We start from the raw sequence: 24,977 nt of genomic DNA on the forward strand, positions 1-24,977 counted from the left end.
TTGGCTAGTTCTATATGCTGTTATAACCATAGTTAGCCTAATCTGGGGATTGTACAACTTTATTTGGGCAAATTCTTCAAATAGACTGTATACTTCTAACTTTCAGAGAAAAGCTTAATCAAACTTGGGTTTCTAGACCGGCCCAGGTAAATTGCCATTACTGGCATCCAGATAGCGAAACCCTTTTAATCAAGATCTCTTAATGGTTCATCTGAAATAAGCGCAGGGAAACAACAGCGAAAAACAACATCAGACCTACATACGTCCAACCTCTCCATTCTGAAAACGCAGGGTTATCGTCCAGATAGCGCTGCGGCTCGGGTAAAAAGATGAATTTCAACTTATTCCAGTCCCATAAAAGCAGATACACATTGGAAAGCAGCATTAAAGACGTGATGAACAGAATGTTGGGGGATTCGAATGAAGTGGTGATGACAAAAATATTAAGCATAACCGGGAAAAACGCCACTGCTCCCAAAGTGCTGAAAGTCTGCGACATGAGCAGAAAACCTGCAAACAATTGGCCCCAGCCAATGAAATGCCAGTAAATGCCTGCCTGATACATCGCTTCAAAAAAGTGCGGCAGCGTGCCGATCGGTACGTTTTGATCTGGCTGAGGCATAAATCTGACCCCTAGAATTTTAAAAATACTTGCATATACAAAAGAAGACCCGAGCAGATAGCGCAGGCCAATCGTAAAAAGTTGCAACAACAGGTTTTGCTTCAACCTGGAAACTGAATTCTGCATGTTTGCGAACAAGTGTAATGGTGTACTAGATAAATAGAACACATAAATATACAAACTGCCTTTTGATTCACAACATGTGATACTACAGCCCTTCGGGTACATGCTGTCCCGTTTTCTGAGGAAAAGAGGGCGAGTGGGGATGTTTTAAATCCAAAAATTTGGATACCCTCTTGTAACCTTTTGGCTCAACGCTGGTTTACGCATTTTGAAATTAAAAAAATGTAAACCTCAAACATTTCGAAACCAAGCCCTTCTTTATTCTAAAAATTTCAAACATGCGACAAACATTGTTATCGGTCGTTTTATCCCTTTTCCTAAACTCGGTTGAAGCCCAGTCTGACCATGCTGTGGCCATTGGTAAGATCGACACGATCGATTCCAAAAAGCTAAATGAGAAAAGGACCATCTGGATTCATGTGCCTGAATCAGCTAAGAGCGATCCGAAAAAAAAATATCCCGTCGTTTATTTACTCGATGCGGAATGGAATTTTGCCAGTACGGCATCCACAATCAGCTTTTTAAGTTCGGTCAATGGCAACAATTTTTGGCCGGAAGCCGTCCTGGTTGGTATCGTGAACACCAATCGAAAGAGGGACCTTACCCCAACGCAAGTAACGGGTGGCCTATGGATCGATAATCCCACCGCCAGCATTTCGGGTGGCGGTGAAACCTTTATAGCCTTTATCGAAAACGAATTAATCCCGCATATCGATTCCGCTTACCCCACAACCCAATACAGAATTTTGATCGGCCATTCACTGGGAGGCTTGATGGTGATCGATGCCCTGCTGCATCATAAAGACCTTTTCAAGGGATATGTCGCCATCGATCCGAGCATGTGGTGGGACAATCAACGGTTATTGCGGGAGGTGCAGGGAACCTTAAAAACCTCGTCGTACGCAGGGATATCAGTGTTCTTGGCGATGGCGCATACACAGCCGGGCGAGATGGACACATTAAGTGTTCAGAAAGATACGACGAGTGGCACGCTACATCCCCGTTCGATCCTCAAACTAGCTAACTACCTTACCACCGGGCATCCGAATGGTTTGCAGGCAAGCTTTAGGTATTACGACCAGGATACCCACAGTTCGGTTCCCCTGATTGCTACTTACGATGCGCTGCATTTCCTGTTCAAGGATTATCCATTGGTACTGAAAGACCGTTATTATTCAGATCCTAAATTCGACTTTACCTCCTTTCTGAGGACACACTTTGAAAACCTTACTTCGGAGTATGGTATGACGGATGCCAACGGAAAAGCTCTTCTGCCACCAGAAGAGCTGGTTAATAATCTGGCGTATTATCTGTTTAATGAAAAAAAACAATTTGACAGAGCCGAAGCGCTGTTTGCCATGAACCTGAAAAATTACCCTGAAAGTTTTTTGGCCTATGCCTTTCTGGGTGACTTGTATAAGGCAAAAGGCGACAAGTCACGGGCCGTTGCCAGCTATAGAAAGTCACTTTCTATCAAACAAACTCCAGAAACAAAAATCAAGCTAGAGAAAGCCGAGCAAATGGTTGTTCATTAGTTCCGATTGGTGTTTGCTCTGCCTGAGATTACCTGTGGATTATTTTAAGTAGGACAAACTCATCAAAAACTTGAAAATGCGCAAATGAGCATACAATAGAGACCAAGAAGAGAATGACTGTATCACGTTCGGGGGTGGGCGTTACACAACTGATCAATGCAGGAAGCTTTCCAATTTCCGGGAGCGATCATCAGACCTTTTTAAAAAATTTCGGACAGCGACTCTCACACAACGGCATATTGCACCTAAAAGGCCTATTTCAAGCTTTTGAAGCTCTTTCTGGCCTGTCTACTGGCGGAGTCATGTACTTTCATAATATTGGATGCGATCGCGCCATGGTCATGTTCTTATGAGCACCATCTATTCCGAGGACTACATATACACTTCATTGGCCTTCCTTCAGCCAGTCTGAAGATTTGTAAAAAGTATTACCTAACACTTGGGCTCCAAGGTCAATCTGCTGGTTAAAGAGCGCATGAAACACTTTATTCCCCTCCTCACCCGAATACCGAACATCAAGGCCGTCGAGCTCCTGGATGTTAAGATCAAATGGCACGAAGCGATAGGATTTGAAATTGTGCTCAATCTCAGAACAAACCAATTCGAATGCTTCCTTGTATTCTTCCTCTGGTGACACCGTAAGATAATTTGTGCCGACAGCAAACCTCTCCTGCGTTAAGGCAACCACGCACCTGTCCCGTCCAATCACTGTGTAAAACGGCCCAACCAAGCTAACGGCAAAATATAGGTCGCGGAAAATGGTGTAGTTTTTGATTGATGTAGCTTCAAGTTCCAAATAGGCACTAAATGAGGGAGCTTGCCCATAAGATGTTCCAATTACAGGTTTTTGAGTAATCGAATGCAATTTCTCTTGAAACGATACCCACCGGTTCTTAAATTGGGATTCATCATGGATATGATCAATAATCAATGCTTCAAGTTCTTTAAGACCGGGATAGTGATAAAAAAGCCCGCCTTCCTCTTTCTTTATCCCTAGCGGATAATACTTCTTGATTGCCTCATAAATCGGCCAGTAATTGTATCGCTTTTGATTGAAGTAAAACATAAAAGGATCTTTGTTATTGACAGGATACGCGGAGAACATCACATCGAATCGTAGTACGATACTCAATTTCTAAAATTCGAAACACATTCTTAGCTATTGAACAGAATGGTAGTAGAGTTCAAAAGCAAGTTGGCTATGTTGATAAATAATTGTGTAATTTCTAATCCCGTTTCATCATCAAAAGTAACGAAGAGTCAATTTCAACCGAAACAGGTAGAGGTTATAAATAAAGGTAACAGATCATTTATTCTGCGCCACCGGTTTCCATCCTAGTTTCTGCTCATAAAAATCTTTCAAAACCTCGGCGTCATCCTCCACAGCGTCAAGAGCTCAGTCGCTTTTCCATTTTTGTCTGATTGGTTTGGCAGGACAAAATAAATACCATCGACGACCTATTCTACAAAAGTCCAGAAGGAAGGCTGATGCTATTTCGAGCCTCTGACCCATGCTAAACCGTTGGTTAACCCTGGCATGCCGAAAAAGAAATGCTCGCCCAAAGTAAGGAGAATGCAAGTCATTTTCGCACCGGTAATATTGTTTCACAATAAACATTTAAAAAATGACGAGTTTATCAAAGATTTCCAGGTTGGGGATGAGTGCCGTTTTTTTTGGCTCTTTAATATTCCTAAGCAGTTGTTCAAAGAACGATGTGCAAGCTCCGCAACCGCAGGCCGACGTCAAAACGTCAAATTTGAATGAAGCGGACAAGAACGCAAAAACCAACGACTTGATACCTAGTATCCCACAGACAGCGGGTCCTGCTTGCTATGGCTGCTTAGCTCAAGGGTGGATTAATGATGGGGCAACGGTGCCGACAGGCACTTCAACTCCTAGTGGATTGTGGGGAGATAATAACCTGCCATGGATAAATTCGATAACAGGAAGGGGCCAAACAGCCTCATTTCTCACGACTTCAATGAAGGTGTCCAAAAATAGTTTAAAACGTTCCCTCTTAAAAGCTACAATTACCAACCTCACACCAGATAAAACATACGTACTTGTTGTACTGGTATCCACCACCCGAACCTGGAATTCGAATTACGCCAAGTCCGTCGACTTAACCATATACCATGAAAATGCTCCAACGAAGTATTTCTCAATCGATCTGAGCAGCAATCCAGCAAAATGGGTCAACCATGCAATTAAGTTTACCGCTCACTCTGATAAGGCAAAATTGTCGTTCAACATTGGCGACGTTGATAGCTTCGGATATGCACATATTTCCATTGGAGCAAATGCAATTAAGCAGCTTGACTAATTAACCAGAATCACCCATTGTAGCATTATTGAAACCGGATTGCCCATTATGAGCAGTCCGGTTTTTGTATGGCTAAGAAATCTTATCTTAAATTCTATAATCAGGGCAGCGTATTTTCAGCAATAATGGCTGGATGGGTAGCAAATCGAAAATTTCAAGTACATGTTCCAGACGGCCAGACTAATTCAAATTCGACCCCACAGTACCGGGCCAGTAATGCCTCGGACGATGACAATCAGAAAGGCTTTGATAAACGCTGGTGACTGCCTAGCCAACTGGTGATTTTGGTTGAAATATCCTCAAATATTTCAACCTCTTTTTTTGCCACAAAACTCAACCAGGCTATGGTCCTTTCCCCCACCCATCGTTTAGCAACCGGCGCCCCCTCCTGCTTGGTTCTGGTTTGGCGGCTTTTTTGAATTCGATGTCGAATCGGGTTAGCCCGTTTGCGAAGACAACATGATATGCCTGGCCTCCCTCTATTTTGGTTGAATTATCGAAACGTGCCCTAGGAATTGCCTTCACCAATTCCTAGGGCACGTTTAAATTTTATTTTGTTCCAGACAGGTAAGATAGAGCTCATTGCCTCAAAAAAATAAAATGATCCTGGCACTTTCGCGAATTTCTAATTACTTCTCAAACTTATTACCGGATCCGTCAAAGCTGCTTTAATACTTTGCCATGACACTGTTAAGATGGACACCACGATTGTCAGTATTCCGGATAAAGCGAAGACCCACCATTTAATTTCGATCTTATATGCAAAACCCTGAAGCCAGCGGTGCATGCCAAACCAGGCAAGCGGTGAAGCAATTAAAATAGCTAGTAAAATCAAGACCAGAAACTCTTTCGAAAGCATTCCCGCAATTTCTGCAACCGAGGCACCCAGCACCTTTCGTACACCAATTTCCCTTGTCCGTTGCCCCGCTGAGAAAGTTGAAAGGCCGAACAGCCCCAAACAGGCAATCACAATGGCAATGACAGTAAAATAGGAAATGATATCAGCAGTACGCTGGTCTTTCTCATATCGACAGGCTGCTGATATCCCGAAAAATTGGCTGGGAAACAGAAAATCTGGGAAACAAAAAGATGCCGTGTTAGTTGCTACTAACTGCTCTTGCTTGTACTTTTTAACGCCCACCAAACAAGGACCGGCTGAAAAAACAATCGTAAAAACCGCTTGCCGTCGGTGTCAAGCCCAAAGGCGTCTCTATGGTTGACCAGCTGAGAAATGTTTCCCGGAAACACAGCGGAAAAGAAGGCGGCCGCTATCTGTCCAACGGTTTCGCGGTGCTTTTTGGGTGCAGCAACCAACGCACTGCCCATTGCAATTTCAACAATGCCGGAATAAACAACGGTCTCGTCCTTTTTCAAAGGAACAAAGTCGGGTACCTGTGCCTGAAATTCCCTTCTGGCAAAAGTCAGGTGGCTGATTCCCGCGTAGATCAAGCCTGCCCCTAAAAGGACCCTTGCTGTTGTTTTGATATCTTGTTCTTTCATGGATTTTCAGTTTCCGACTGGATTACAAATATTGTTCCCGTTGGCCCCTTCTACACCCCCCCCCCGGCATAACCTATTGGGTGCGGAAATGCAACAGAACATAACTCAATTGATCATCCCTGATTTGGTAAAAAAGAGTTTTTTTTCTTCAACTAAATAATTAGTTTTTCATAACTATTGCTTTTACTCTTAAAAACAATAGTTATGAAAGCGATACATTTTTGCGGGATTGTGTTACTGGCCTGTGTGGGTTGCGCCAGGCAGCCTTCCTTACCTGCCAATAGCAGATTCAATGTGACGAGCAATTTGAACGATACTGTCTGGTATGGCACCGGCAAGGTACTGCGGCTCAAATCTGCCGGGCAACAGTCAGAAGATGTCCGGCAGTTCAACCTGGTCGTCTTTACCGACATTGATTATCCGGGTATGGGCGGCGGCCCCAATCCAAACACCGAAAATGGTTGCCTCGACCCCGAATGCACCAGGACCCAGGCGCTGGTGATTTACAACATTCCGCTGAAAAAGGGGCGCTTCAACATGGGTACACTGGACAAACGGACCAAGCTGAAAAACGAGGTCGCCACACTCTCCTACATAGGCAACTCAGGCGGACTGGGAAAACGCTACCTCTACCGCGGAAAAAAGCCCGGCTGGATCAAGGTGACCCGATTTGACAAAGCATCGGGTGTGGTAGAGGGCCGGTTTGCCATTTCGTTTGATGAGGACCTGAACCTTTATCCCCGTCTGAAAAACGGGATGCCCGAAACAGCCCGGTTTACAGACGGGCTGTTTCGGATCAAAATCACGGATGTGCTGCTGCGATAAAATAAGGGTATGGCTGTTTATTCACTCCGCAAACTTTTAACAGGGTTCATCAGCGCAGCCCGGATTGCTTGGAAGCTTACCGTCAGAAAAGCCACGGCAACGGCCATCAGGGCAGCTTCCAGGAATGTAAATGCATTGACAGGAATTCGGTAAGGATACTTTTGCAGCCATTGATCGACGGCGTAGTAAGCCAGCGGAAAAGCAAAGACAAATGAAATGCAGACCAGTTTCAAAAAATCAGAAGTAAGCAGCCGGGCAATGCTGGTGACAGAAGCACCCAGCACTTTGCGCACACCGATCTCTTTCGTACGGCGCTCCGCAGAAAGTGTAGCCAGCCCGAACAAACCAATGCAGGAAATGAAAATGGTCAGCAGCGTACCGAAAAGCATGATCTGCTTCCATTTCGCTTCCGATTCGTAACGTTTCAGGTTTTCGTCGTCCATAAATTTATAGGTATATGGGTTGAGCGGGAACAGCCGGGTATACGTTTCGCCAATATGCCTCAGGCTGGTGGCTTCGGTACCAGGTTTGATCTTCACAAAAAACCTTCCATAGGGATTCCCGGGTTTCATGGTGAAAACTTGCGGGCCGATTTTCTCATTCAAATCGGTGTAATGGTAATCTTTAACCACCCCCACCACCGAATACTTGGCCTTATCGAACGAAAAATCAACGATCTGCCCGATCGGGTCTTTCCACCCGGCTTGTTTCACAAACGTCTCATTCACAAGCACCGAACGGGTAGAATCGGCTGGAAAAGCCTCGGAGAAATTACGACCCTTCACAACAGGCACCTGGATTACCCGCAGAAACTCGGGGTCCACGGTTTCGTAAGTAAAGTCGATATCAGTATTCCCGTTCACCTTCGCCGCAGTATTCCACCGGCCGCCATTTTTGGGTGCCACGGCGATCACATTCGGATCTTTTTCAAGCTCCTGCCTCAGCAGGTGCGCTTCTGCCCTTGTCAGGTTGGATTTGTCTACCAGGACCAGTTGCTCATCATGATATCCTAAATCCTTATTGATCAAATAATTGAATTGCGAGTTGATGGTAAGCGTGCCGATAATCAGAAAAGAAGCAATCGTAAACTGAAGCACGACCAGGGAAGTTTGCAGATAGTTTTTACCCGAAAGCTGCATGCGGTTGTACAACGTTTTAACCGGATTATAACCAGACAGCACCAATGCCGGATAAAAGCCCGCCAGCAAGCCTGTGGCGAAAAAGAGTGCCAGATAACCCATCATTAGTTTTATATCAAAAAGATAAGAAATTGCCAAAGCCTTATTGGAAAGGTAATTGAACGTCGGCAATGTCAGTTGCACCAATATCAGCGCAAAAATGAACGCAGCCATACAAAGCAGAAAAGACTCGCCGAGGAATTGAGCGATCAGCTGCATACGGCCGCCTCCCACTACTTTGCGAACGCCGATTTCTTTCGCACGTTTGATAGATCGGGCCACCGTCAGGTTCACGAAATTGATACAGGCTATGAGAAGTATAAAAAGCGCGATTCCCGTCAGAATATAGGATAATTGCGGATTGCTATGGCCCGTCAGTCCATTTTCGGCAGGCAGATCGGCACTCAGGTGCATATCCGTAAAGGGTTGCAGGGTGTATACCTTCTTGTTTCTCATGCCAAATCTTTCAGCGACTGCCTTGATAGCTTCTTTAGCATCCGCATTGTAAACGATGTTCATCTTCTTTTCCACAAGAGCTATGGACGCTCCCGGAGTGGACTCTCCCGGAGTGGACGCTCCCGGAGTGGACGCTCCGGGATCAAGCAATACAAACGTGTTCAGGAATGTGTTGAACCAATTCTCGCTGCGTTCCATTTCACCATGATCGGTCACCATTGGTACGAGTATATCGAATTTGATGGAGGAATTCTGAGGTAATTTTTGCGCCACACCTGTAACGGTATAAGGTTCAAAGCGGGCATTCTTATCATAGCTGTCCTTCATCACAATCGTCTTGCCGAGCACATCCGTTTTCCCGAAATGCTTCTCCGCCATTCCCTCCGAAATGACCACGGATTGGGGATGGGCCAATGCGGTTTTCGGGTTACCACTCAGCAATGGAAAGGAGAATACCGAAAAGAAAGAGGAATCAGCGCGAAAAACCTCCTCGCTTGTAATCTCATTGCCTCTTTTGATATCATTCTGGTGTACCTGATAGCGTACGAAGGCCCGGATTTCCGGCACACCCGCTGCAAATTTTGGTCCCTGCAGGTAGCCCGTGGCCCCCGAAACACCCTCCTGTTTTCCCTCGGGAGAAATGTATTTATTGGCGATGCGGTAGATGTTCGGATTGTTGGCATGAAACTGGTCGAAGCTGACCTCGTCTTTGGTGTACAGCAATATCAGCATAGCAGCTGCCAGGCCAATGCTTAACCCAATGACATTGATAAAGGAATAGGCCTTGTTGTGCGCCAGTGTTCGCCAGGCAATGGTAAGATAGTTATGGATCATGCCGCGATTGAAGGAAGAAGTGGATAAATTGGGCGATTTTTGCCGTTTGATATACCTGGGTTTTATAAAACCAAATGCTTCTCTCCAATAATGGAGCCGGGCTCTTTGCAAACCCATGCTGCTGACCTGCAAATGAAAATCTTCATGGAGATCGCCCAGGATGCCTTCGATCAGATGCGGGGCGCAAATCCAGGAAAGAAGCTTGTCGGCCCGGATAGGTGGAACGGGAGTTTTCATCAGTCAACAGCGAGTTTAAAAGGTTTAACAAGACGTGACCAAAGATTTTCTCTCACTTCCTTCACTTGCTGCAAGGTGTTCTGACCGTAAGCAGTAGCCGAGTATAGCCGCTTCCGGCGCCCGCCACGTTCTGCCGTCGGCTCGCCCATAACCGATTTGATCATCCCCTTTTCTTCCAACCGCTGCAATGCGGAATGGACCTGGTTGATCCTGACCGTGCGACCGGTTTGCTCCGCAATTTCGTGTACGAGTAGCAACCCGTACGCACCACCTTCGAGCGCAGCGACCGTCAGAAGCACAATTTCTTCAAACTCCCCGAGATAAGCCCTGTTCATGATTTTATTAGTTTCATATTTGCTGATCAAATACTTTGCCAGCAGGGATACGCATACACAATATGCTATTAATTAAAGAGTTACGACCTGATTTGATTACAAAAGATGTTCATTTCTGGACAGTTGCTGTCCGTTGCCGGCAGTTATTTCAATGTGATGATCTCGCTATACCTTTCTGTTTTATCTGTTCCATGGACGATATAAACCTCATATTTTCCGCTGGGTACGTCGTCCGTGATTTGATACGATGTGAATGCGAGGAAGCCGTCAAAAATCGGGTAAATGTCTCCCGAAAAAGGCAAAGTATATTCCGCCCGGGTAGTATGGTTGACCAGTATCAACTCATTTTTGTTAGCAGTTGGCCCCCACGTCTGGGTATAAACGAGTACAGGTTCTTCACGGCTGATTTCTTTCGCTGACGGATAGTAAGGCAACCGGTAGCCCATATTTGTATCGAAGGAACTGAGCCGCGATGGCTGCGATACGATTCTTGCGATGGGTTGCTCAGTATATTTCCGGATATAGATATTGTCGTCGCCCGAATATCGGTCCAGCCATTGTCTTTCCAGGTAAGGTTCCATCACTTTGCCATTATGGAGATATGTGATCTTGTAATTTCCCAAACCAAAAGGCTCGGGCAAATTGCCGGATAATGTTCCCGGTTTTTCATATTTGAGGGGAAACTGCTGAGGAGCTATGAAGTCATTTTGAACAATGGCCTCGTATTTGTCTTCGGAACTTAAATTGAAACCTTTCACCTCGAAATAGCGATCCTTTTCGAGCATGGTCCATGATCCTCTCCTGAATAGGGTCGGGCCTGCTTCGATGCTGATCTGGGAGGAAAGTAATTCCGTTTTAGTACCCCAAACGACCTCCGCCCTGTAATCGCCCGGCATTGTAGTAACGGGCAATGTGATGATCAGCTCTTTCCCCGAGGTCGCATAGCTCTGATCGGCATAGAGTTCCTGCGCAATCTGGCCGGTTGCCTTGTCGGTGAAACGGACCAGTGGCTCATATACCAGCTTCCCGCTGTCACTGACCGTTGCCCGTGTACCCATGAGCTCATACAAAATGGTAATGGTAGCTTCCGGAGCGATGGTAAGCTGCATATTTTTGGCAGGCTCCGCCAGCAGAATGGCTTTGTGCGGGATTACGATGATGTTATAGGACCGTATTGTCCCGGTTATGCTTTCTACATCCAGCCTGATATCCTTTCCGTTAAAATTAAATCCATTGAGGAGCGTGGAGCCCGAAGAATAGCCATTTTCGAATGTGATCTCGGGCTTAATATGATCTCCTGACCCGTAATTCTCCGGAAGATTGACGACGATGAGATCTTTCCCTACTACGATATTTTTCGGATCAACGCCAGGTATGGAAAAATCAAGAATATTTATTTCCTTCTGCCCAGCGGGCTGCGGCACCTCGTCTTTCTTTTCTTTACATTGCCAGCAAAGGCAGGACAGACAAACAACCAGGTAGAGAATGTGCTTCATGGGTTACATTTTTCTGTAAGTTAAAAAAATCATCCAAAAAGCATTCATTTTCACGGACGTTCAGACAGCTTCTCACCGATTTGCGGCTGGATGATCACGTACCGGATCAGGGGATAATCTGTTTTAATGCTGGTCCGGACACGCACAATGGCATCGGTGATGGCGGCCGTGTCGAGGTCTTCTTTAAATTCAGTCAGCAGCATCAGCAGGACTTCCTGCGGCGATTGATAGGTGGAGAGCACACCCAGGACTTTCACGACCGCCGGGTCGCTTTCTGCCAGCGCCTTGATCCTGGCCTGCGTTTCCGGTGCGATACCTTCGCCCATCAGCAGGCTCCGGCTCTCCCTGGCGAGGATAGCGGAAACCATCACGAGTAACAGACCGATCATTACCGAAGCAACGCCATCCAGGTAAGGCAGTTGATAATGGTGACCTGCGATCATCAAAACGAGCACGATCAACAACCCCAGCACCGCTGCACCGTCTTCAAAAAGAACCAGAAAACTGGACGGATCTTTACTTTTGATAATGGCCTCCCACCAGCCCACGCCATTACGCACCTCGTTAAACTCCCTGATCGCGATAAACAGCGAACTTCCTTCCAATAGGATGGAAATACCTATTACCGCATAATTCCAGGTAGGGTCGCCGAGTGCCTCCGGTTCCATGATATGATGGATACCCTGGTAAATGGAAATCCCCCCGCCCAATCCGAATATCAGGATCGACACGATAAAAGACCAGAAATACAACTCCTTCCCATAACCAAATGGCCGGGCCGCATCCGCTGGTTTTTGACTCCGGCGCAGGCCGTAAAGTAGCAAGACCTGGTTGACGGTATCCACCATCGAATGAATCCCCTCCGAGATCATGGAAGAACTGTTCGAATAAGCGCCTGCTATAAACTTCGTGACTGCGATAAGGACGTTGGCCGCGAGGGCACTGTATATGGATTTGTTATTTCTGGGCATTGGGGGATGTCTTGTATCGCTAAACTAGATAAAACAAGCGTTCCAACCAACTCGGCTACCTGGGTGCTAAAACACAAAGGCAAACTTTGATTTTCTTAAACCTGCAAAATGAATCCCCGCGAACAAACATCCGATTACAATACCAAAATCAAGCTGAAAGGCTTTAATGGCTAAGGTCAGCCTGACTTCCGGGACTTACAGCTTTCATTACGCCGACAAGAACTTTGAAACAAAAGGGCCCATTTTGTTTTTTGGCAACCCACGTATCCCCTGCTCCTGCGGAGTTCTCACGCCGCCGCAGTAATGTTCAGATCCCCGCGCCGGAACGCGGGGATCTGATCTATTTAAACATTTTGGAAAGATCATTCAGGTCTACATCGCCATCGCCGTCCTTGTCAAGGCCCAACCTGGCGCCCATGCTGCCGATATTGCCTCCCAGCCCACCTGAGGATGTATTGCCAGGCGCACCACCGCCACCGGTCAGCGAACCCAATAGTCCGCCCAGGTCGAATCCGCCCTGTCCTCCCTGACTGCCTTTGCTGGCGATCTTACTCAGGACAATGGGGATCAGGGACGACGCAATAGACGCTGCCGTACCCGCATTGATGCCGAACTTTTGCATGATATTGCCCATGAAATTGTTCGAGATCTGCTGTACAGCAGGGTTATTTTGTGCCTGCCCCTGCTGCACCGACTCAAAAAGGCTGTTCACCTGCGCTGGCTCCCTCAGATCACTTAGCCCGTTCACGATCGAACGATGGGCCTCCTGTATCACAGCCTCATTGTGCTCATTGGGCACAGCTTCGTTTTCAACAACGGACTGTTGTCCGTTTTGTCGTATCAGATCAAACAATTCATCGAGCATATCGCATTCATTTAAAATTGAGAAATAAGGATTAAACAAACTATGCCAGGGCGGCTATTGATTTGCTTTCTGGATTGTGTCATATCTTTACTTTACAAACCTGGCTAAACGCATCATCCTTGATTTCGCAATCGCTTCTGGACCATTTTGAAAGTTATCTTCCCTTAGACGAAGAAGAGAAAAAGCTGCTTCATAACAAGGCGACCGAGCGTCAGATCAAGAGACGGCAATTCATTTTACAAGAGGGGTTTCCCTGCAGACATTATTCATTTGTTGTGAAGGGGTGTTTCAAAATGTATGCTGTAGACAAGAAAGGGACTGAGCATAATATTCAATTTGCCGCTGAAAATGACTGGATCGCTGACATCGGCAGTTTTCATTCCGGAAGGCCCAGCCAACTCTTTATTGAAGCAATCGAACCTGGTACGGTGGTACAAATAGAAAAACCGGCCCTTTACCTTTTATATCAGAGCATCCCCAAGCTGGACCGGATTTTCAGAGTGATCATTGAAGACAAGTATGTGGAACTGCAGAATCGGGTTTTACAGAATTTCAGTTCCAGCGCACAGGACAGGTACCTTGCTTTCCTGCAACAGTACCCTACCCTCGCTTCCAGACTGCCTAACACCCAAATCGCTTCCTATCTGGGTATCACGCCCGAGTTTCTGAGCAAAATCAGAAAGGAAATTACCTCCAGGGATTTCAACGCTTAAACCAGGTTAAGGCCATTTCTTAAGGTAGGTTATGGGTGCATCAGCAGGTTGTTCGCCAACTTTGCTGCGACATTAATCAGTCACAAATTGAAGTCAACCCATTCCAATTATCACAAATGAAAGCAGCTGTTATTTACAGTCCCGGCTCAGCGGAAGAGCTGATCCTGGGATACAGGCCGGTGCCGGTGCCGGATCAGGGTCAGGTACTTGTAAAAGTCAAGGCATTTGGCCTGAACCGCTCGGAGCTGATGACTCGCAAAGGGCTTTCACCAAGCGTCACATTTCCCAGGGTATTGGGCATCGAATGCGTCGGTGAGGTGGAATTCGATCCTTCGGGACAGTACCAGAAAGGGCAAAAGGTCGCAGCGCTCATGGGCGGGATGGGTAGGGATTTTGATGGCAGCTATGCCGAATACACTGTCTTGCCTCAAAAGTTGTTACATCCGTTTGAAAGCGCATTGTCCTGGGAAATTCTGGGCGCTGTTCCGGAAATGTTCCAAACCGCGCACGGCTCTCTTCACCTGGCGCTGGGCATCCGGAAAGGCGAAACACTCTTCATCCGCGGCGGGACTTCTTCGGTGGGCATGCTGGCCGCACAGCTCGCACACCATGCAGGCCTGACTGTGCTGGCGACCACGCGTAATCCGCAAAAAATGCAGGCGCTGTGCGATAACGGTGCGACGCATGCCTTGACCGACGATGGTCACTTGGTGAAGAAAGTAAGGGCCCTGTTCCCGGATGGGGTCGATAAAGTCCTTGAACTGATCGGCGCACCTACGCTTCATGACTCACTTAGCTGCTTAAAACCCGGCGGAACAGGCTGTATGAGCGGAATGTTGTCCGAAAAATGGACAATACCCGACTTTGCTCCGATGGAATTTATCCCTGCCACCGTCAAACTTACCACTTACGACAGCGGCCAGGTAACGAGCCCGACACAGGCATTTCAATCCTTCATCAGCGATGTTGAAAACGGGAATATACGGCTTTCGGTGAGCCGGGTATTCAGTCTGGACCAGATCGTAGAAGCGCACCGGTACATGGAAAGCAGTATGGGAGCAGGCAAGATTGTTGTAGTAACATCTTAGCACTTCATTTAATTGTTGCCGTCGCCCGACTTCTTATCATCGTTGCTGATCCGCTTTTTCTGACGTGGCGCCCCATTCATTTTACCAAATTCGTATTTCAGATTAATCCGCCAGCCTCTCCGGTACATCGCTACGTCCTGTACCTGTACGAAATTGGCCCCGACGAAATCATTACGCCAGCTGATTGTCCGGTTGAACGGATTATCGTAACCAACACCGATCGAGCCCTTTTTCTTCAACACTTCCTTTTGAAATACAATGTTGTAAAAACCAAAGCCGCCATATCTTCCTTGTATGTTAACCCGTGGTGAGTTGTAAAACCCGAATAATTGTGCCTTGTAGCCTTTGCCCAAATCGACTGTCGAATTGAGGTTGATCCGGTACATCCAATCCGCATTCCTTGTTTTAAGCTCGGCGCTTTCAAGCACGTTATAGAACATGTTGAGGGAACCGTTGACGGTCCATTGCTTGAAGATCTTGGTATTCGCGCTCAGGTTAACCCCGTAAGCCGCATTCTCGGCCACATTCTTGTAAATCTGCGTCAAAACCCCGCTGCTGTCTACCGAGCTGATGCTTTCGATGGCATTTTTGGTTTTTCTGAGAAAAAAGGAGGCATTCATACTGGTTTGACCAATGGAGATACTGTAATTGGCTTCGGCAGAATGGGTTAACTCCGGGCTGAGATAGGGATTGCCGCCATACTGGTTTTTAGAATCCGACTGGTTCACATACGGGTTCAGGTAGAAAAACTGGGGACGCTGTATGCGTTGCGAGTAGCTCAGGCGGATCTGTTGATTTTTCGGCAGGCTCCGAGACAGGCTCACACTTGGAATGAAATTACCATAGTCGTTCGAAAATGGCCTTGTCCCGTTCAGGAAATTGGCTTTGATAAAGGTGTGCTCATACCGCGCACCGGCATTGATACCCCACTTTTTCTTGGGTGTCCGGCTATAAACCACATAAGCGGCCGCAACCTGTTGATTGTAATCGAAAACATTGGCAATGTCGGGCATATCGACAAATTCCGCTGACCCGTCGGGTGCGCTGGCGATGCGGTAGTCGCTTAAAATCTGGCGAAAAATAGATTTCGCCCCCATTTCAAGCGTGCTGATGCTGTCCAGCGGATTGGTAAAGTCGAGCTGGAAGGTGGCTTCTTTGTTGTTGTTGATGTTATAGCTCTTTTCCCGATAATAAATCTGCTCTTCCCGATTTTGGACATTGGCCCAATAATCGCTGTCCTCTCCTTCAAAGGAATACATCATCAGCAGGTTCAGCTCCTTTTTCGGCTTTTTGAAGAGTCGGGTGTAGTCCAGATTAAAAGTAGCACCCGACCAGTCGTAGGTCCTGCTCATGTTCCGGCGGAAATATTCAGTTACAATGTCCTGACGGGTTTCTTCGAATGAAATGTCAAACCCGTTGGTATTGCGCCCGTTGTAATAGTTGACCCCGGCACCCATGCGGTTGAGCGAATCCACGTCCCAATCGGCATTGAAGGAGCCGTAGAAATTCTGCCCGCTGCCCTTCACCCATTGCCGCTGGTCCTGCAGGCTCAGGGTATCCGCATCGGTGAAAGCACGCACCTGGTTCATGACGCGCTTGTTGCGCCAGTTGCTGAAACCACCGTTGGCTGTGAGGCTGAGCCCCTTATTGCGGTGGTTGATGGTCGCATTGGGCCAGTTGTTCCATTGCCCGAAGTTAGGGCTTACGGAGCCGTTGGTACCTTTGAGGGTATTCTTTTTGGTGATGATATTAATAATACCCGCAGTTCCTTCTGCATCGTATTTGGCAGAAGGAGAGGTAATTACTTCAACCTGCTTGATGATATCCGCCGGGATTTGCTTCAAGGCGTCGGATATGCTCCGGGCGACAACGCTGGAAGGTTTGCCGTTGATCAGTACCTTAATATTGCCGCTTCCCCTCAATTGCACATTGCCTTCTATATCCACAGCCACGGAAGGTATTTTCTTCAGCACGTCCGTAGCGTCGCCTCCACGGATGCTGATATCTTTTTCCGCATTGTAAACCATCCGGTCCGAACGTTCTTCAAACAATGCTTTCTCCCCGGAAACCGTTACTTCGCCGAGTGTCTGAACGGCGGCCGCAATAACAATGCTTCCCAGGTCAATGTCTTTGGATTTTACTTCAAACTTCTCGGTATTCCTGGTCTTATATCCAATCAGCGAAGCCTGAACAGTGTAGTGCCCCGGGCTTACCTTATCGAATTCGAATACACCCTTTTCGTCGGTGGTGGCACCTTGGAGAATTTTCCCGCTTTGAAGCAGCGCTACGGTGGCAAATTCCACTTGCTTGGTGCTCGCCGAATCGACGAGCGTACCTTTTACTTTGACTTGTTGGGCCAGTGCAAGACCGATGCTTGCCACCAATGCCACCAGGGTGGGGAGTGTTTTTTTCATATATCATGGCTTCTGTTCAATGCGGCGCGAAAACCGACCGCAACGCAAAGACGACTGAGCCATGATGATGTTGCACCAGGAACATTTAAAGTATTTCCACAAACCCTTCCGTTCCATTTACCCGGATCCTCTGCCCGTCCCTGATGAGTTTGGTAGCGTTTTCCACTCCTACCACCGCCGGCAACCCATATTCACGGGCGATGACTGCTCCATGGGTCATGAGTCCGCCCACTTCGGTGACCAGGCCTTTGACGGAAACAAACAAGGGTGTCCAGCTGGGGTCGGTGAATGCAGTGACCAATATATCGCCGTCTTCCAGGTCCGCCTCTTCCATCCCCAAAATAACCCGCGCGCGCCCCTCTGCCACGCCAGTCGAAACAGCCAGACCTGCCATGGCATTTTCGGGCAGGTTCTCTTTTTTATACGATCCTGTGATGATCTCGCCATCAGAAGTCATGACGCGTGGCGGCGTTAATTTCTCATGGTGTTTGTATTCCTCTTTTCTTCGATCGATCATCCCTTGATCTGCCTTTTGGATGCGTACGGCTTCGCGAAGCTCTTCAAAAGTGAGGTAATAGATTGCGTCCTTATCATCAATAACCCTGGCTTCCACGAGTTTTTCTGCCTCTTTCAGCAACGCCTGCTTGTAAACGAAATAGTGACTAACCCAGCCGTATTTCGGGTATTCGCGGTAGCCCGCAAAATTCCGGATCAGATCGATCATTCTTTTGGTCTCGCGGGCTTTCTGCTCCCCATCCGGCAGTTGCCTGAGCCGGTCCAGTAACTCCTGTTCTTTCTGCGAGGCTTCCTGCTTCCCCTGCTCAAATTTCAGTTTACCTGCATTTGGTTCACAATTTTTGATGTTACCCAGAATGGCCGGGATCAGCGTCGCCGGTCTTTCGCTCCAGCGCGTCCTGGTTATATCGATTTCACCGGCACATCGCATTCCGTATTTCCCAAGAAAAGCATTGATCGCATCGCGGGATTCGTGCCCTCCATGAAACCGGACCAATTCATCCAAAAAGCTTCCTTTCTCCATTGCGCCTTCACCTTTCTTCCTCTGCGCCCCTTCCTGTTCGAGATAGGCAATAACTTCCGGATAAGGGCGGATCACATCTGCAACATCCAGCAGCGCCAATCCCATTTCCGAAGTAATATTGTTCGGCACGGACTGCGAAAGCGTGTCCGCTGCATTTTTTTCTCCTAACCATTCCTCCATTTTTTCGTTAATCCATAATGAGGCGTTGATACCGGCCAGGATCACACCAAAACTCTGCGGGTCCCATAAAAATTTCTTTAATTCCCCGATGTCTTCCAGGATAAAATCGAACAGCTCGGGCCCTGATTTCATCTGGATGTTTTGCTTTAACGCTTCAACCGACATCTGACTGGCTTTGATCAACCCGGAAACGATTTGTTCCGGGTCGCCCGGCGAATCGTACGCGTTCGATGTCTGATATTTCTGTTGCGAAACATCCCTATAGCTTTCACCTGAAGCCGGGCCCGTCTGATTATCCTGTAGGGGTTTTATAATATCTCCCCGCTCTATGAGGGTAGAGAGTGCGTCTTTTATAAGGGGATCTGATTTTCCCAGGGTTACGTTCAGGACAGTTTCCCTGCTTTCGGGGGAAGCGAGCATTGCAGTAATATCTATAAATAACCTTCCGCCGGCAGCCCGCATAGGTGCGCGGGTCGTTATCAGCCAAAAAGACAATCCCAAGGGCTTCATGGCGTCGGTCATCATTTGCTGATGGCCCACGGAAACATACACCCGTGACGCAGCGTCGTCGGCTTCGGGGACGGGGAATAAGGTCGTGATCGGCCGGCTCTGAACGATATGAAATGTGTCATCGACCAAACACCACTCAATATCCTGGGGAATACCCCGAGCGGCGCCGGGGGATTTGAAATGTGCTTCGATCTTTCTGCCTTTTTGCGCCAATTCCAAAATCTGCGCATCGGTCAGCGCCTGTCTGTTCTGCCGGTCAGGCCCGATCTCTCGTTCTTCAGTTCCGCCCTCTTTTAAAGCGCAGACAGCCCGTTTCTTGGCCGAGATTTTCTTTTCGACAATTTGCCCTTCACGAACTTTATAATGGTCCGCATTGACGAGTCCGGAAACCAATGCTTCGCCCAGTCCGAAACTGGCATCGATGGATGTTACTTTCCTGTTACCTGTGACAGGATCGGCGGTAAACAAAATCCCCGCTGCCTGTGGGAAAACCATCTTCTGAACAACCACAGCTAGCCGGACGTTACGATGGTCGAAGCCATTCTGTATGCGGTAGGTCACTGCCCGGTCCGTAAAAAGGGAAGCCCAGCATTTGCTGATATGCTTCATTACCGCGTCTTTCCCAATTATGTTCAAATAGGTATCCTGCTGGCCCGCAAAGGATGCTGTGGGCAGGTCTTCGGCAGTAGCACTGGACCGGACAGCAAATGCATCTTGTACGCCAAACTTGGTGAGGTAAGCGGCAACCTCTTCGGTGATGTCGGCAGGAATAGGGATACGTTCAATGGCTGCCCTGATTTGTGCACTGATATCGCCGATTGCCGAACGGTCTTTTGCCGTCAGTATGGCCAGGTCATCCAGTAAGGGTTTGAACTCCCCGCTGTTTTGGATTGCTTTTTGATATGCTCCGGTGGTAATGCAAAAACCCTCCGGCACCCGTATGTCACTGATACCGTAGAGTTCTCCCAAATGGGCCCCTTTGCCACCGACAAGCATTAGCTTAGACCTATCGATCTCCTCAAAACCAAGCACGTATGTGTTCATTTGGATGGCTTTTAAAATGTAGAAAGCCAAAAATAGGAGTTGCGGCAGATCAAAAAATGCCTTTTCAACTATAGTTTTTTCTGCGCAATACCGCAAAAAGAGGGAACGTTATCCATACAACTAACGGTCTTCGAGACGGTTATAAAAGCCGCTTTCCCTGTAACCCAATTGTCACCCCAAAGGCAAGTGGCTGGCTACCAAAACTTCCCGGTTCACCAGGAGCGGAACGATTTCTCCGATCACTATTTCCTGAAAATGCGCCGAATTCCGGTGCTCGGCCAGCGCCGCCTCATCCTTATATGCCTCGTACAGCATCAGCGTGTTTTTATCCGTGCTGCCCTGATGGATTTTGTACAATAAGTTTCCAGTTTCCTCTCTGCTTTTCCTGGATACGCCAGCAAGCAAGTCCAATACCGCATCCAAATGGCCTTCTTTAACCTGCCATTTGGCAAATAAATAAATTGTCTGGTCCATGTTGTTCAATTTTTGAATTATGATCTACTGATTTTCTTTGCAACTACGGCAATCACCAATGGTATTGCGCCTTCCCGAAATGAAAGGCGCAATATGGCCATCGTTACGCATGGGCGGCTTCCAAAATAGCAATCATTTTTTCGGCTACTCCTTTCGCCGATGCAGGATTCTGGCCGGTTACGATGTTCCCGTCCGCAATGCTGTTGGCAGACCAGGGCGCTGCTGCGTGAAATATTGCCCCTTGGTTGGTAAGTGCGGTTTGCAGAAAAAAAGGCACGTCCGTTTTAGCATAGTTCTCCTCTTCCTGGTTTGTAAAGGAGGCGATATTTCTGCCATTCACCAGATAAGATCCGTCGCTTAGTTTTACATTCAATAACGATACCGGCCCGTGACAAACCGCCCCTACAACAGCGTCGCGTTCGTAGGTTTCGGCAATCACTTTTTTGAGCAGTGCGTCTTCCGGCATATCGACCATGGGCGCCAGGCCTCCGGGTACAAAAATCGCGTCGTAACTGCTCACATCAGCCTCTGAAAGTTTACCTGCCTTCTGCATCGTTGCCCATCCTTTCCCCACCAGGAATGCGAGGTTCTGAGGATCGTCTGCCAGGTTGAGGGCATCCAGATAAGGGGTATCCCCTGTTAAACTGGCAAAGTCTATCTGATAACCTGCTTTGTCGAATTCGGCATAAGGGTGCGCTACTTCGGGAAGGAAAGTCCCTGTTCTTCTGTGGTTTGGACCAATGGAATTGGCATTGGATACGATGATTAAGATTCTCTTTTTCATGATTTCTGATGTTTTAATTTGATTCAAAATTAAAGCACCCTGCATCCGGCGGGAAGGAGGCAGATCACAAAAAAAGTGTGAGGCAGATCACACTTGTTCATTTTTTCATTTGGTGTTCGAGTAAAGTCTGCTTAATGTTTCCCGGCTCAAACCGAGATATTCCGCAATGTATTTCTTTGGGATCTTTTGTATCATATCCGGATAAAGCTGGCAGAATTCCTCGTAACGCTCCTGGGGTGTGCTCGCCAGCAGCGAAATGATCCTGCGCTGCAAAGCCACATAACCTCTGGTCAGTTTGACCCTGAAAAAATGTTCCATCTTATGCAGGTCGGCGGCCAGCTTTTCTCTGCCCTCCAATGTCATGCACAGCACTTCGCCGTCCTCCATGCAGGTGATATTCAGTCTCGCCTGTTTCTGATAGAAATAGGCCTGGTAGTCCGACATCCACCAGCCTGCTTCTGCAAACTGGACAATGTGTTCCTTTCCATCGTGGTCCAGATAGAACACCCTGAAAATTCCTTTGAGGATCAAATATTCAAAATGGACGTGATCGTCTTCCTGAACCAGGTACTGATGTTTTTTTACCCTTTTTAAAGTAAAAAAGGTTTTAATGTAGTCAAAATCTTCATCGCTGACGGGAGTGATTGCCTCAATGTGCTCTCGCAGTTTTTCCATAAAAAATCGAAACCTGATTACAACTCCAATTAACAACAATTTTCAATTAAACGACTGCCTGAATTCCATCGGGGAAAGACTTGTTTTGGTCTTGAATAATTTGCTGAAAGACTGGGGATGCTCAAAACCCAGCGCATAAGCGATTTCACTAACCGACAAACTGGTGGTTGATAATCGTTCTTTCGCCTTAGTGATAAGCTTGTTGTGGATATGCTGCTGGGTTGTCTGCCCTGTCACGGATTTAAGTAGTTCACTTAAATAAGCCGGAGACAAATTGAGCCGACCAGCTAAATAAGCCACTGTTGGCAATCCCTTGGCGACCAGTTCATCGCTGTTGAAATAATCGACCAGTAACTGCTCCAATTGACTTAAAACCTGATGCGTGGTGATTTGACGGGTAATGAATTGACGCTGATAGAACCGGTCTGCAAGGGTAAGCAGTGTTTCGAGCTGGGAAACAATGATCCTCTGACTGAATTTGTCGATACGGGATTGATATTCCTGCTCCATGTTCAGCATGAGATTGATAACCGTTTTTTCCTCTGGCTCCGACAAAAACAATGCTTCGTTAACTGAATACGAAAAGAAATGATAATGCTGGATTGTTTTGGCCAGCGTTGTATTCCAGAGCAGGTCGGGATGAATCAATAGCAAAAATCCCGAATGCCTTGGATGTTCGTGAGGCTCGACCGACAAGAGTTGTCCCGGCGCCATAAACACCATAATCCCCTCATCGAAATCGTACCGCTGCTGGCCGTACTTCAACTTCCCCTCGAAATTCCGTTTCAATGCGACGGAATAATAGTTCAGTATCAGGCTCTGACATTTGCCGGTTGTCTTTTTGCTCATGGAATCAAAGCGGAGCACGCTAATCAGCGGATGCTGCGGCTTAGGCGCTCCGACCAATTCGTGGTATTCGGCGATCGTTTGCAGACGAGTGGGTGACATGGCCGAAAATTTAAGTCTTAAAATTGGAAAAGCGATTTCAATCCCTGTTCTAATGACGCTGGTTTTCTGCCTAAAATGATTTCCAGGTCCGGACTGACGATTTCTTCCTGCCCGTTTTTGATATCTGTCATGAACGCAAGAAGCAGCCCTGTGATCCACTCAGATGTTCCCTGCTGCTTCATTTTGGTTTCGAATGAAGACGGGTCCAGGGGACTATAAGTAACCGTTTTCCCTGATAACTGGCTCAGTCCGGCGGCTACATCCTCAAAAGAATAAGACTGGCTGCCTGTAAAATGATAGATGCGGTTATCGCAATCCGTGTCGGCGAGTACATTTGCAATGGCCTGCCCCATTTCAGTTCGAAGTGCAAAGGAAACCCTTCCGGCGCCCGCAGGCAGTATAATGCCACTTTCCAGCACGTTCGCCCCGAGATACATAGGAAGTACATCCATATAAAGACTATTGCGAAAAAGGACATATCTGAGTCCACTCGCTCTGATGTAATCCTCTGTCTGAAAATGACGCACCATCAGCTGGTTTGTGAGCTTGCCGGGATCTTTCAAAGCTCTGCCAGTATAAGCAATGCAACGAACATTGGCCTGCTTAGCCGCATCAACCACATTCTGGTGTTGCCGGAGACCATGTTCGGCGCCCCCTCCTGAAACAAGCAATACTTTTTCCACCCCTTGCATAGCATGGTATAGAGAATCCGTGTCATCGTAGTCACCCATGCGCACTTCCACCCCTATTTCGGTCAGGTGAGTGGCTTTGCCTTCGTCCCGGACGAGTGCTGCAATCTGTCCGGGTGCCATTTTTTTGAGCAGCTGCTGAATAACCGCGCCTCCCAACCGGCCGGTAGCCCCTGTTATTAAAATCATAACCGTATCGTTTTTTGTTTTCACAAAGGTCAGTACGATACGGAAACAGGACGTAGCCGTATTTGGGTTTATTGTAGCCGAAACTGGGTTGGGTTCATGAATTCTCCCTTTCCCACGCCCGTGGGCGCATATCCGTAATGTTTCTTAAATGCATACGAAAAGTGCGACAGGTTTTCGAAGCCTGCTTCCAGGTACACGTCAACCGGCTTGCGCTTTTTTTCGGCAAGCTGGTAATGGGCCAGTTCCAATCGTTTTTGGGTGAGCCATTTTTGGGGTGTGGTATAAAAGGCTTTTTTAAAATCCCTTTTGAAGGTGGTGAGGCTCCTGCCGGTCAGATAGCCAAACTGGTCGAGCGGCATGTTGAACATGAAGTTCTTTTCCATAAACTCAGCGAGATTGATCTTTCCAGGCTCTTCGAAGTTGCTTATGGCGCAGAAAAGATCGTTATCGATGATTTGTATGATAGAGATCGCTTCAGCTACTTTCCCTTCGGCGATATGGGCAGGCAATTCACTCGTCAGGTCGAAATAGGGTATCAGTGAGCTGAACAAGCTTTCGAGCAAAGGGTGCTTTCCGACCGGCTTGATGCCCACTTTCGTTCCAGTTTGGACGGGCTTCGCATGATGCTTCACAAAATACAGCTGCGTCGATTCCGGCGTGAAGCAAATAGCCACCGACTTGTAAGGCCGCCCGTCCTTCGGCGTTTTGATGACTTTGGCGAGTTCAAGCCGTGGGAAAAAGATGGTATCACCGGCTCCGACCACATAGGTGATATCCGGCAAGATGATTTTCATCTCACCGGATATCATCCTGATCAAAGTGTTCTTCTGCACAATCAGGTCATCGTTGTAATATTTCTCTTCCGTGCAAGTCAGGAAAATATCTGCCTTTGAAACCGATTGTGTGGTATGCGTTATCATGGCGCAAAT

Annotated in this window: 22 protein-coding genes; 5 read left to right on the plus strand and 17 right to left on the minus strand. The window is 47.5% G+C overall.

The window, feature by feature from the left end; all coding sequences use genetic code 11:
* Positions 1-199: 199 nt before the first annotated feature.
* Positions 200-748, minus strand: coding sequence for a hypothetical protein (locus tag AC1XUF_RS27740; RefSeq protein WP_483345125.1), 549 nt, complete (start codon positions 746-748; stop codon positions 200-202).
* 275 nt (positions 749-1,023) lie between these two features.
* On the opposite strand from AC1XUF_RS27740, the gene AC1XUF_RS27745 reads away from it, so the two are divergent.
* Positions 1,024-2,280 (plus strand): alpha/beta hydrolase-fold protein, encoded by a 1,257-nt coding sequence (locus AC1XUF_RS27745; RefSeq protein ID WP_483345126.1) that lies wholly within the window; start codon positions 1,024-1,026, stop codon positions 2,278-2,280.
* 385 nt (positions 2,281-2,665) lie between these two features.
* On the opposite strand, the gene AC1XUF_RS27750 is transcribed toward AC1XUF_RS27745, so the two are convergent.
* Positions 2,666-3,412: a hypothetical protein gene (locus tag AC1XUF_RS27750; protein WP_483345127.1), complete on the minus strand. Its 747-nt coding sequence runs from the start codon at positions 3,410-3,412 to the stop codon at positions 2,666-2,668.
* A 493-nt stretch (positions 3,413-3,905) separates the two neighbouring features.
* Between AC1XUF_RS27750 and AC1XUF_RS27755 the strand changes: the two genes are divergently transcribed.
* The gene (locus AC1XUF_RS27755) at positions 3,906-4,604 is read left to right on the plus strand and encodes a hypothetical protein (RefSeq protein ID WP_483345128.1); all 699 of its coding nucleotides are present in this window, start codon (positions 3,906-3,908) and stop codon (positions 4,602-4,604) included.
* 625 nt (positions 4,605-5,229) lie between these two features.
* Here the strand turns inward: AC1XUF_RS27755 and AC1XUF_RS27760 are convergent.
* Together AC1XUF_RS27760 and AC1XUF_RS27765 are read right to left on the minus strand one after the other, a co-directional pair.
* Entirely contained in the window at positions 5,230-5,745 is a 516-nt protein-coding gene (locus AC1XUF_RS27760; protein ID WP_483345320.1) for an ABC transporter permease, read from the minus strand.
* Positions 5,712-6,104, minus strand: coding sequence for a DoxX family protein (locus tag AC1XUF_RS27765; RefSeq protein WP_483345129.1), 393 nt, complete (start codon positions 6,102-6,104; stop codon positions 5,712-5,714). Before AC1XUF_RS27765 ends, AC1XUF_RS27760 begins: the two co-directional genes overlap by 34 nt.
* Before the next feature lie 204 nt (positions 6,105-6,308).
* On the opposite strand from AC1XUF_RS27765, the gene AC1XUF_RS27770 reads away from it, so the two are divergent.
* Positions 6,309-6,929 carry a hypothetical protein gene (locus AC1XUF_RS27770; RefSeq protein ID WP_483345130.1) on the plus strand — a complete coding sequence of 207 codons (621 nt, stop codon included), beginning with the start codon at positions 6,309-6,311 and terminating at the stop codon, positions 6,927-6,929.
* A gap of 17 nt (positions 6,930-6,946) precedes the next feature.
* On the opposite strand, the gene AC1XUF_RS27775 is transcribed toward AC1XUF_RS27770, so the two are convergent.
* From AC1XUF_RS27775 to AC1XUF_RS27795, 5 genes are all read right to left on the minus strand, one after another.
* On the minus strand, positions 6,947-9,634 hold the full coding sequence (locus AC1XUF_RS27775) for an ABC transporter permease (RefSeq protein WP_483345131.1): 2,688 nt from the start codon (positions 9,632-9,634) through the stop codon (positions 6,947-6,949).
* A complete protein-coding gene (locus AC1XUF_RS27780) occupies positions 9,634-9,969 on the minus strand; it encodes a PadR family transcriptional regulator (RefSeq protein ID WP_483345132.1) in 336 nt (111 codons plus the stop codon). The genes AC1XUF_RS27775 and AC1XUF_RS27780 overlap by 1 nt, the downstream gene beginning before the upstream one ends.
* A gap of 143 nt (positions 9,970-10,112) precedes the next feature.
* A complete protein-coding gene (locus AC1XUF_RS27785) occupies positions 10,113-11,465 on the minus strand; it encodes a hypothetical protein (RefSeq protein WP_483345133.1) in 1,353 nt (450 codons plus the stop codon).
* Positions 11,466-11,515: 50 nt separating this feature from the next.
* Positions 11,516-12,436 carry a cation diffusion facilitator family transporter gene (locus AC1XUF_RS27790; protein WP_483345134.1) on the minus strand — a complete coding sequence of 307 codons (921 nt, stop codon included), beginning with the start codon at positions 12,434-12,436 and terminating at the stop codon, positions 11,516-11,518.
* A gap of 340 nt (positions 12,437-12,776) precedes the next feature.
* Positions 12,777-13,301, minus strand: coding sequence for a hypothetical protein (locus tag AC1XUF_RS27795; RefSeq protein ID WP_483345135.1), 525 nt, complete (start codon positions 13,299-13,301; stop codon positions 12,777-12,779).
* A gap of 119 nt (positions 13,302-13,420) precedes the next feature.
* On the opposite strand from AC1XUF_RS27795, the gene AC1XUF_RS27800 reads away from it, so the two are divergent.
* Both AC1XUF_RS27800 and AC1XUF_RS27805 read left to right on the plus strand, forming a co-directional pair.
* Entirely contained in the window at positions 13,421-14,014 is a 594-nt protein-coding gene (locus tag AC1XUF_RS27800) for a Crp/Fnr family transcriptional regulator (RefSeq protein ID WP_483345136.1), read from the plus strand.
* Between the two features lie 116 nt (positions 14,015-14,130).
* Positions 14,131-15,102, plus strand: a complete 972-nt coding sequence (locus AC1XUF_RS27805) for a zinc-binding alcohol dehydrogenase family protein (protein WP_483345137.1) — start codon at positions 14,131-14,133, stop codon at positions 15,100-15,102.
* Positions 15,103-15,110: 8 nt separating this feature from the next.
* Here AC1XUF_RS27805 and AC1XUF_RS27810 read toward each other — a convergent pair whose 3' ends face one another.
* The 8 genes from AC1XUF_RS27810 to AC1XUF_RS27845 form a co-directional block, all read right to left on the minus strand.
* A complete protein-coding gene (locus AC1XUF_RS27810) occupies positions 15,111-17,516 on the minus strand; it encodes a TonB-dependent receptor (protein WP_483345138.1) in 2,406 nt (801 codons plus the stop codon).
* Positions 17,517-17,601: 85 nt separating this feature from the next.
* Entirely contained in the window at positions 17,602-20,289 is a 2,688-nt protein-coding gene (gene ppsA / locus AC1XUF_RS27815) for a phosphoenolpyruvate synthase (protein WP_483345139.1), read from the minus strand.
* 171 nt (positions 20,290-20,460) lie between these two features.
* Positions 20,461-20,763, minus strand: coding sequence for a putative quinol monooxygenase (locus AC1XUF_RS27820; RefSeq protein ID WP_483345140.1), 303 nt, complete (start codon positions 20,761-20,763; stop codon positions 20,461-20,463).
* 103 nt (positions 20,764-20,866) lie between these two features.
* A complete protein-coding gene (locus AC1XUF_RS27825; protein ID WP_483345141.1) occupies positions 20,867-21,547 on the minus strand; it encodes a type 1 glutamine amidotransferase domain-containing protein in 681 nt (226 codons plus the stop codon).
* Positions 21,548-21,652: 105 nt separating this feature from the next.
* Positions 21,653-22,222 carry a Crp/Fnr family transcriptional regulator gene (locus AC1XUF_RS27830; protein WP_483345142.1) on the minus strand — a complete coding sequence of 190 codons (570 nt, stop codon included), beginning with the start codon at positions 22,220-22,222 and terminating at the stop codon, positions 21,653-21,655.
* 42 nt (positions 22,223-22,264) lie between these two features.
* Positions 22,265-23,170 carry a helix-turn-helix domain-containing protein gene (locus AC1XUF_RS27835; protein WP_483345143.1) on the minus strand — a complete coding sequence of 302 codons (906 nt, stop codon included), beginning with the start codon at positions 23,168-23,170 and terminating at the stop codon, positions 22,265-22,267.
* 17 nt (positions 23,171-23,187) lie between these two features.
* Positions 23,188-24,048, minus strand: coding sequence for an SDR family oxidoreductase (locus AC1XUF_RS27840; protein WP_483345144.1), 861 nt, complete (start codon positions 24,046-24,048; stop codon positions 23,188-23,190).
* Between the two features lie 68 nt (positions 24,049-24,116).
* Positions 24,117-24,968, minus strand: coding sequence for a helix-turn-helix domain-containing protein (locus AC1XUF_RS27845; RefSeq protein WP_483345145.1), 852 nt, complete (start codon positions 24,966-24,968; stop codon positions 24,117-24,119).
* Between the last annotated feature and the right edge of the window lie 9 nt (positions 24,969-24,977).

The sequence above is a fragment of the Dyadobacter sp. HNCC25DJ185 genome (assembly GCF_056895195.1).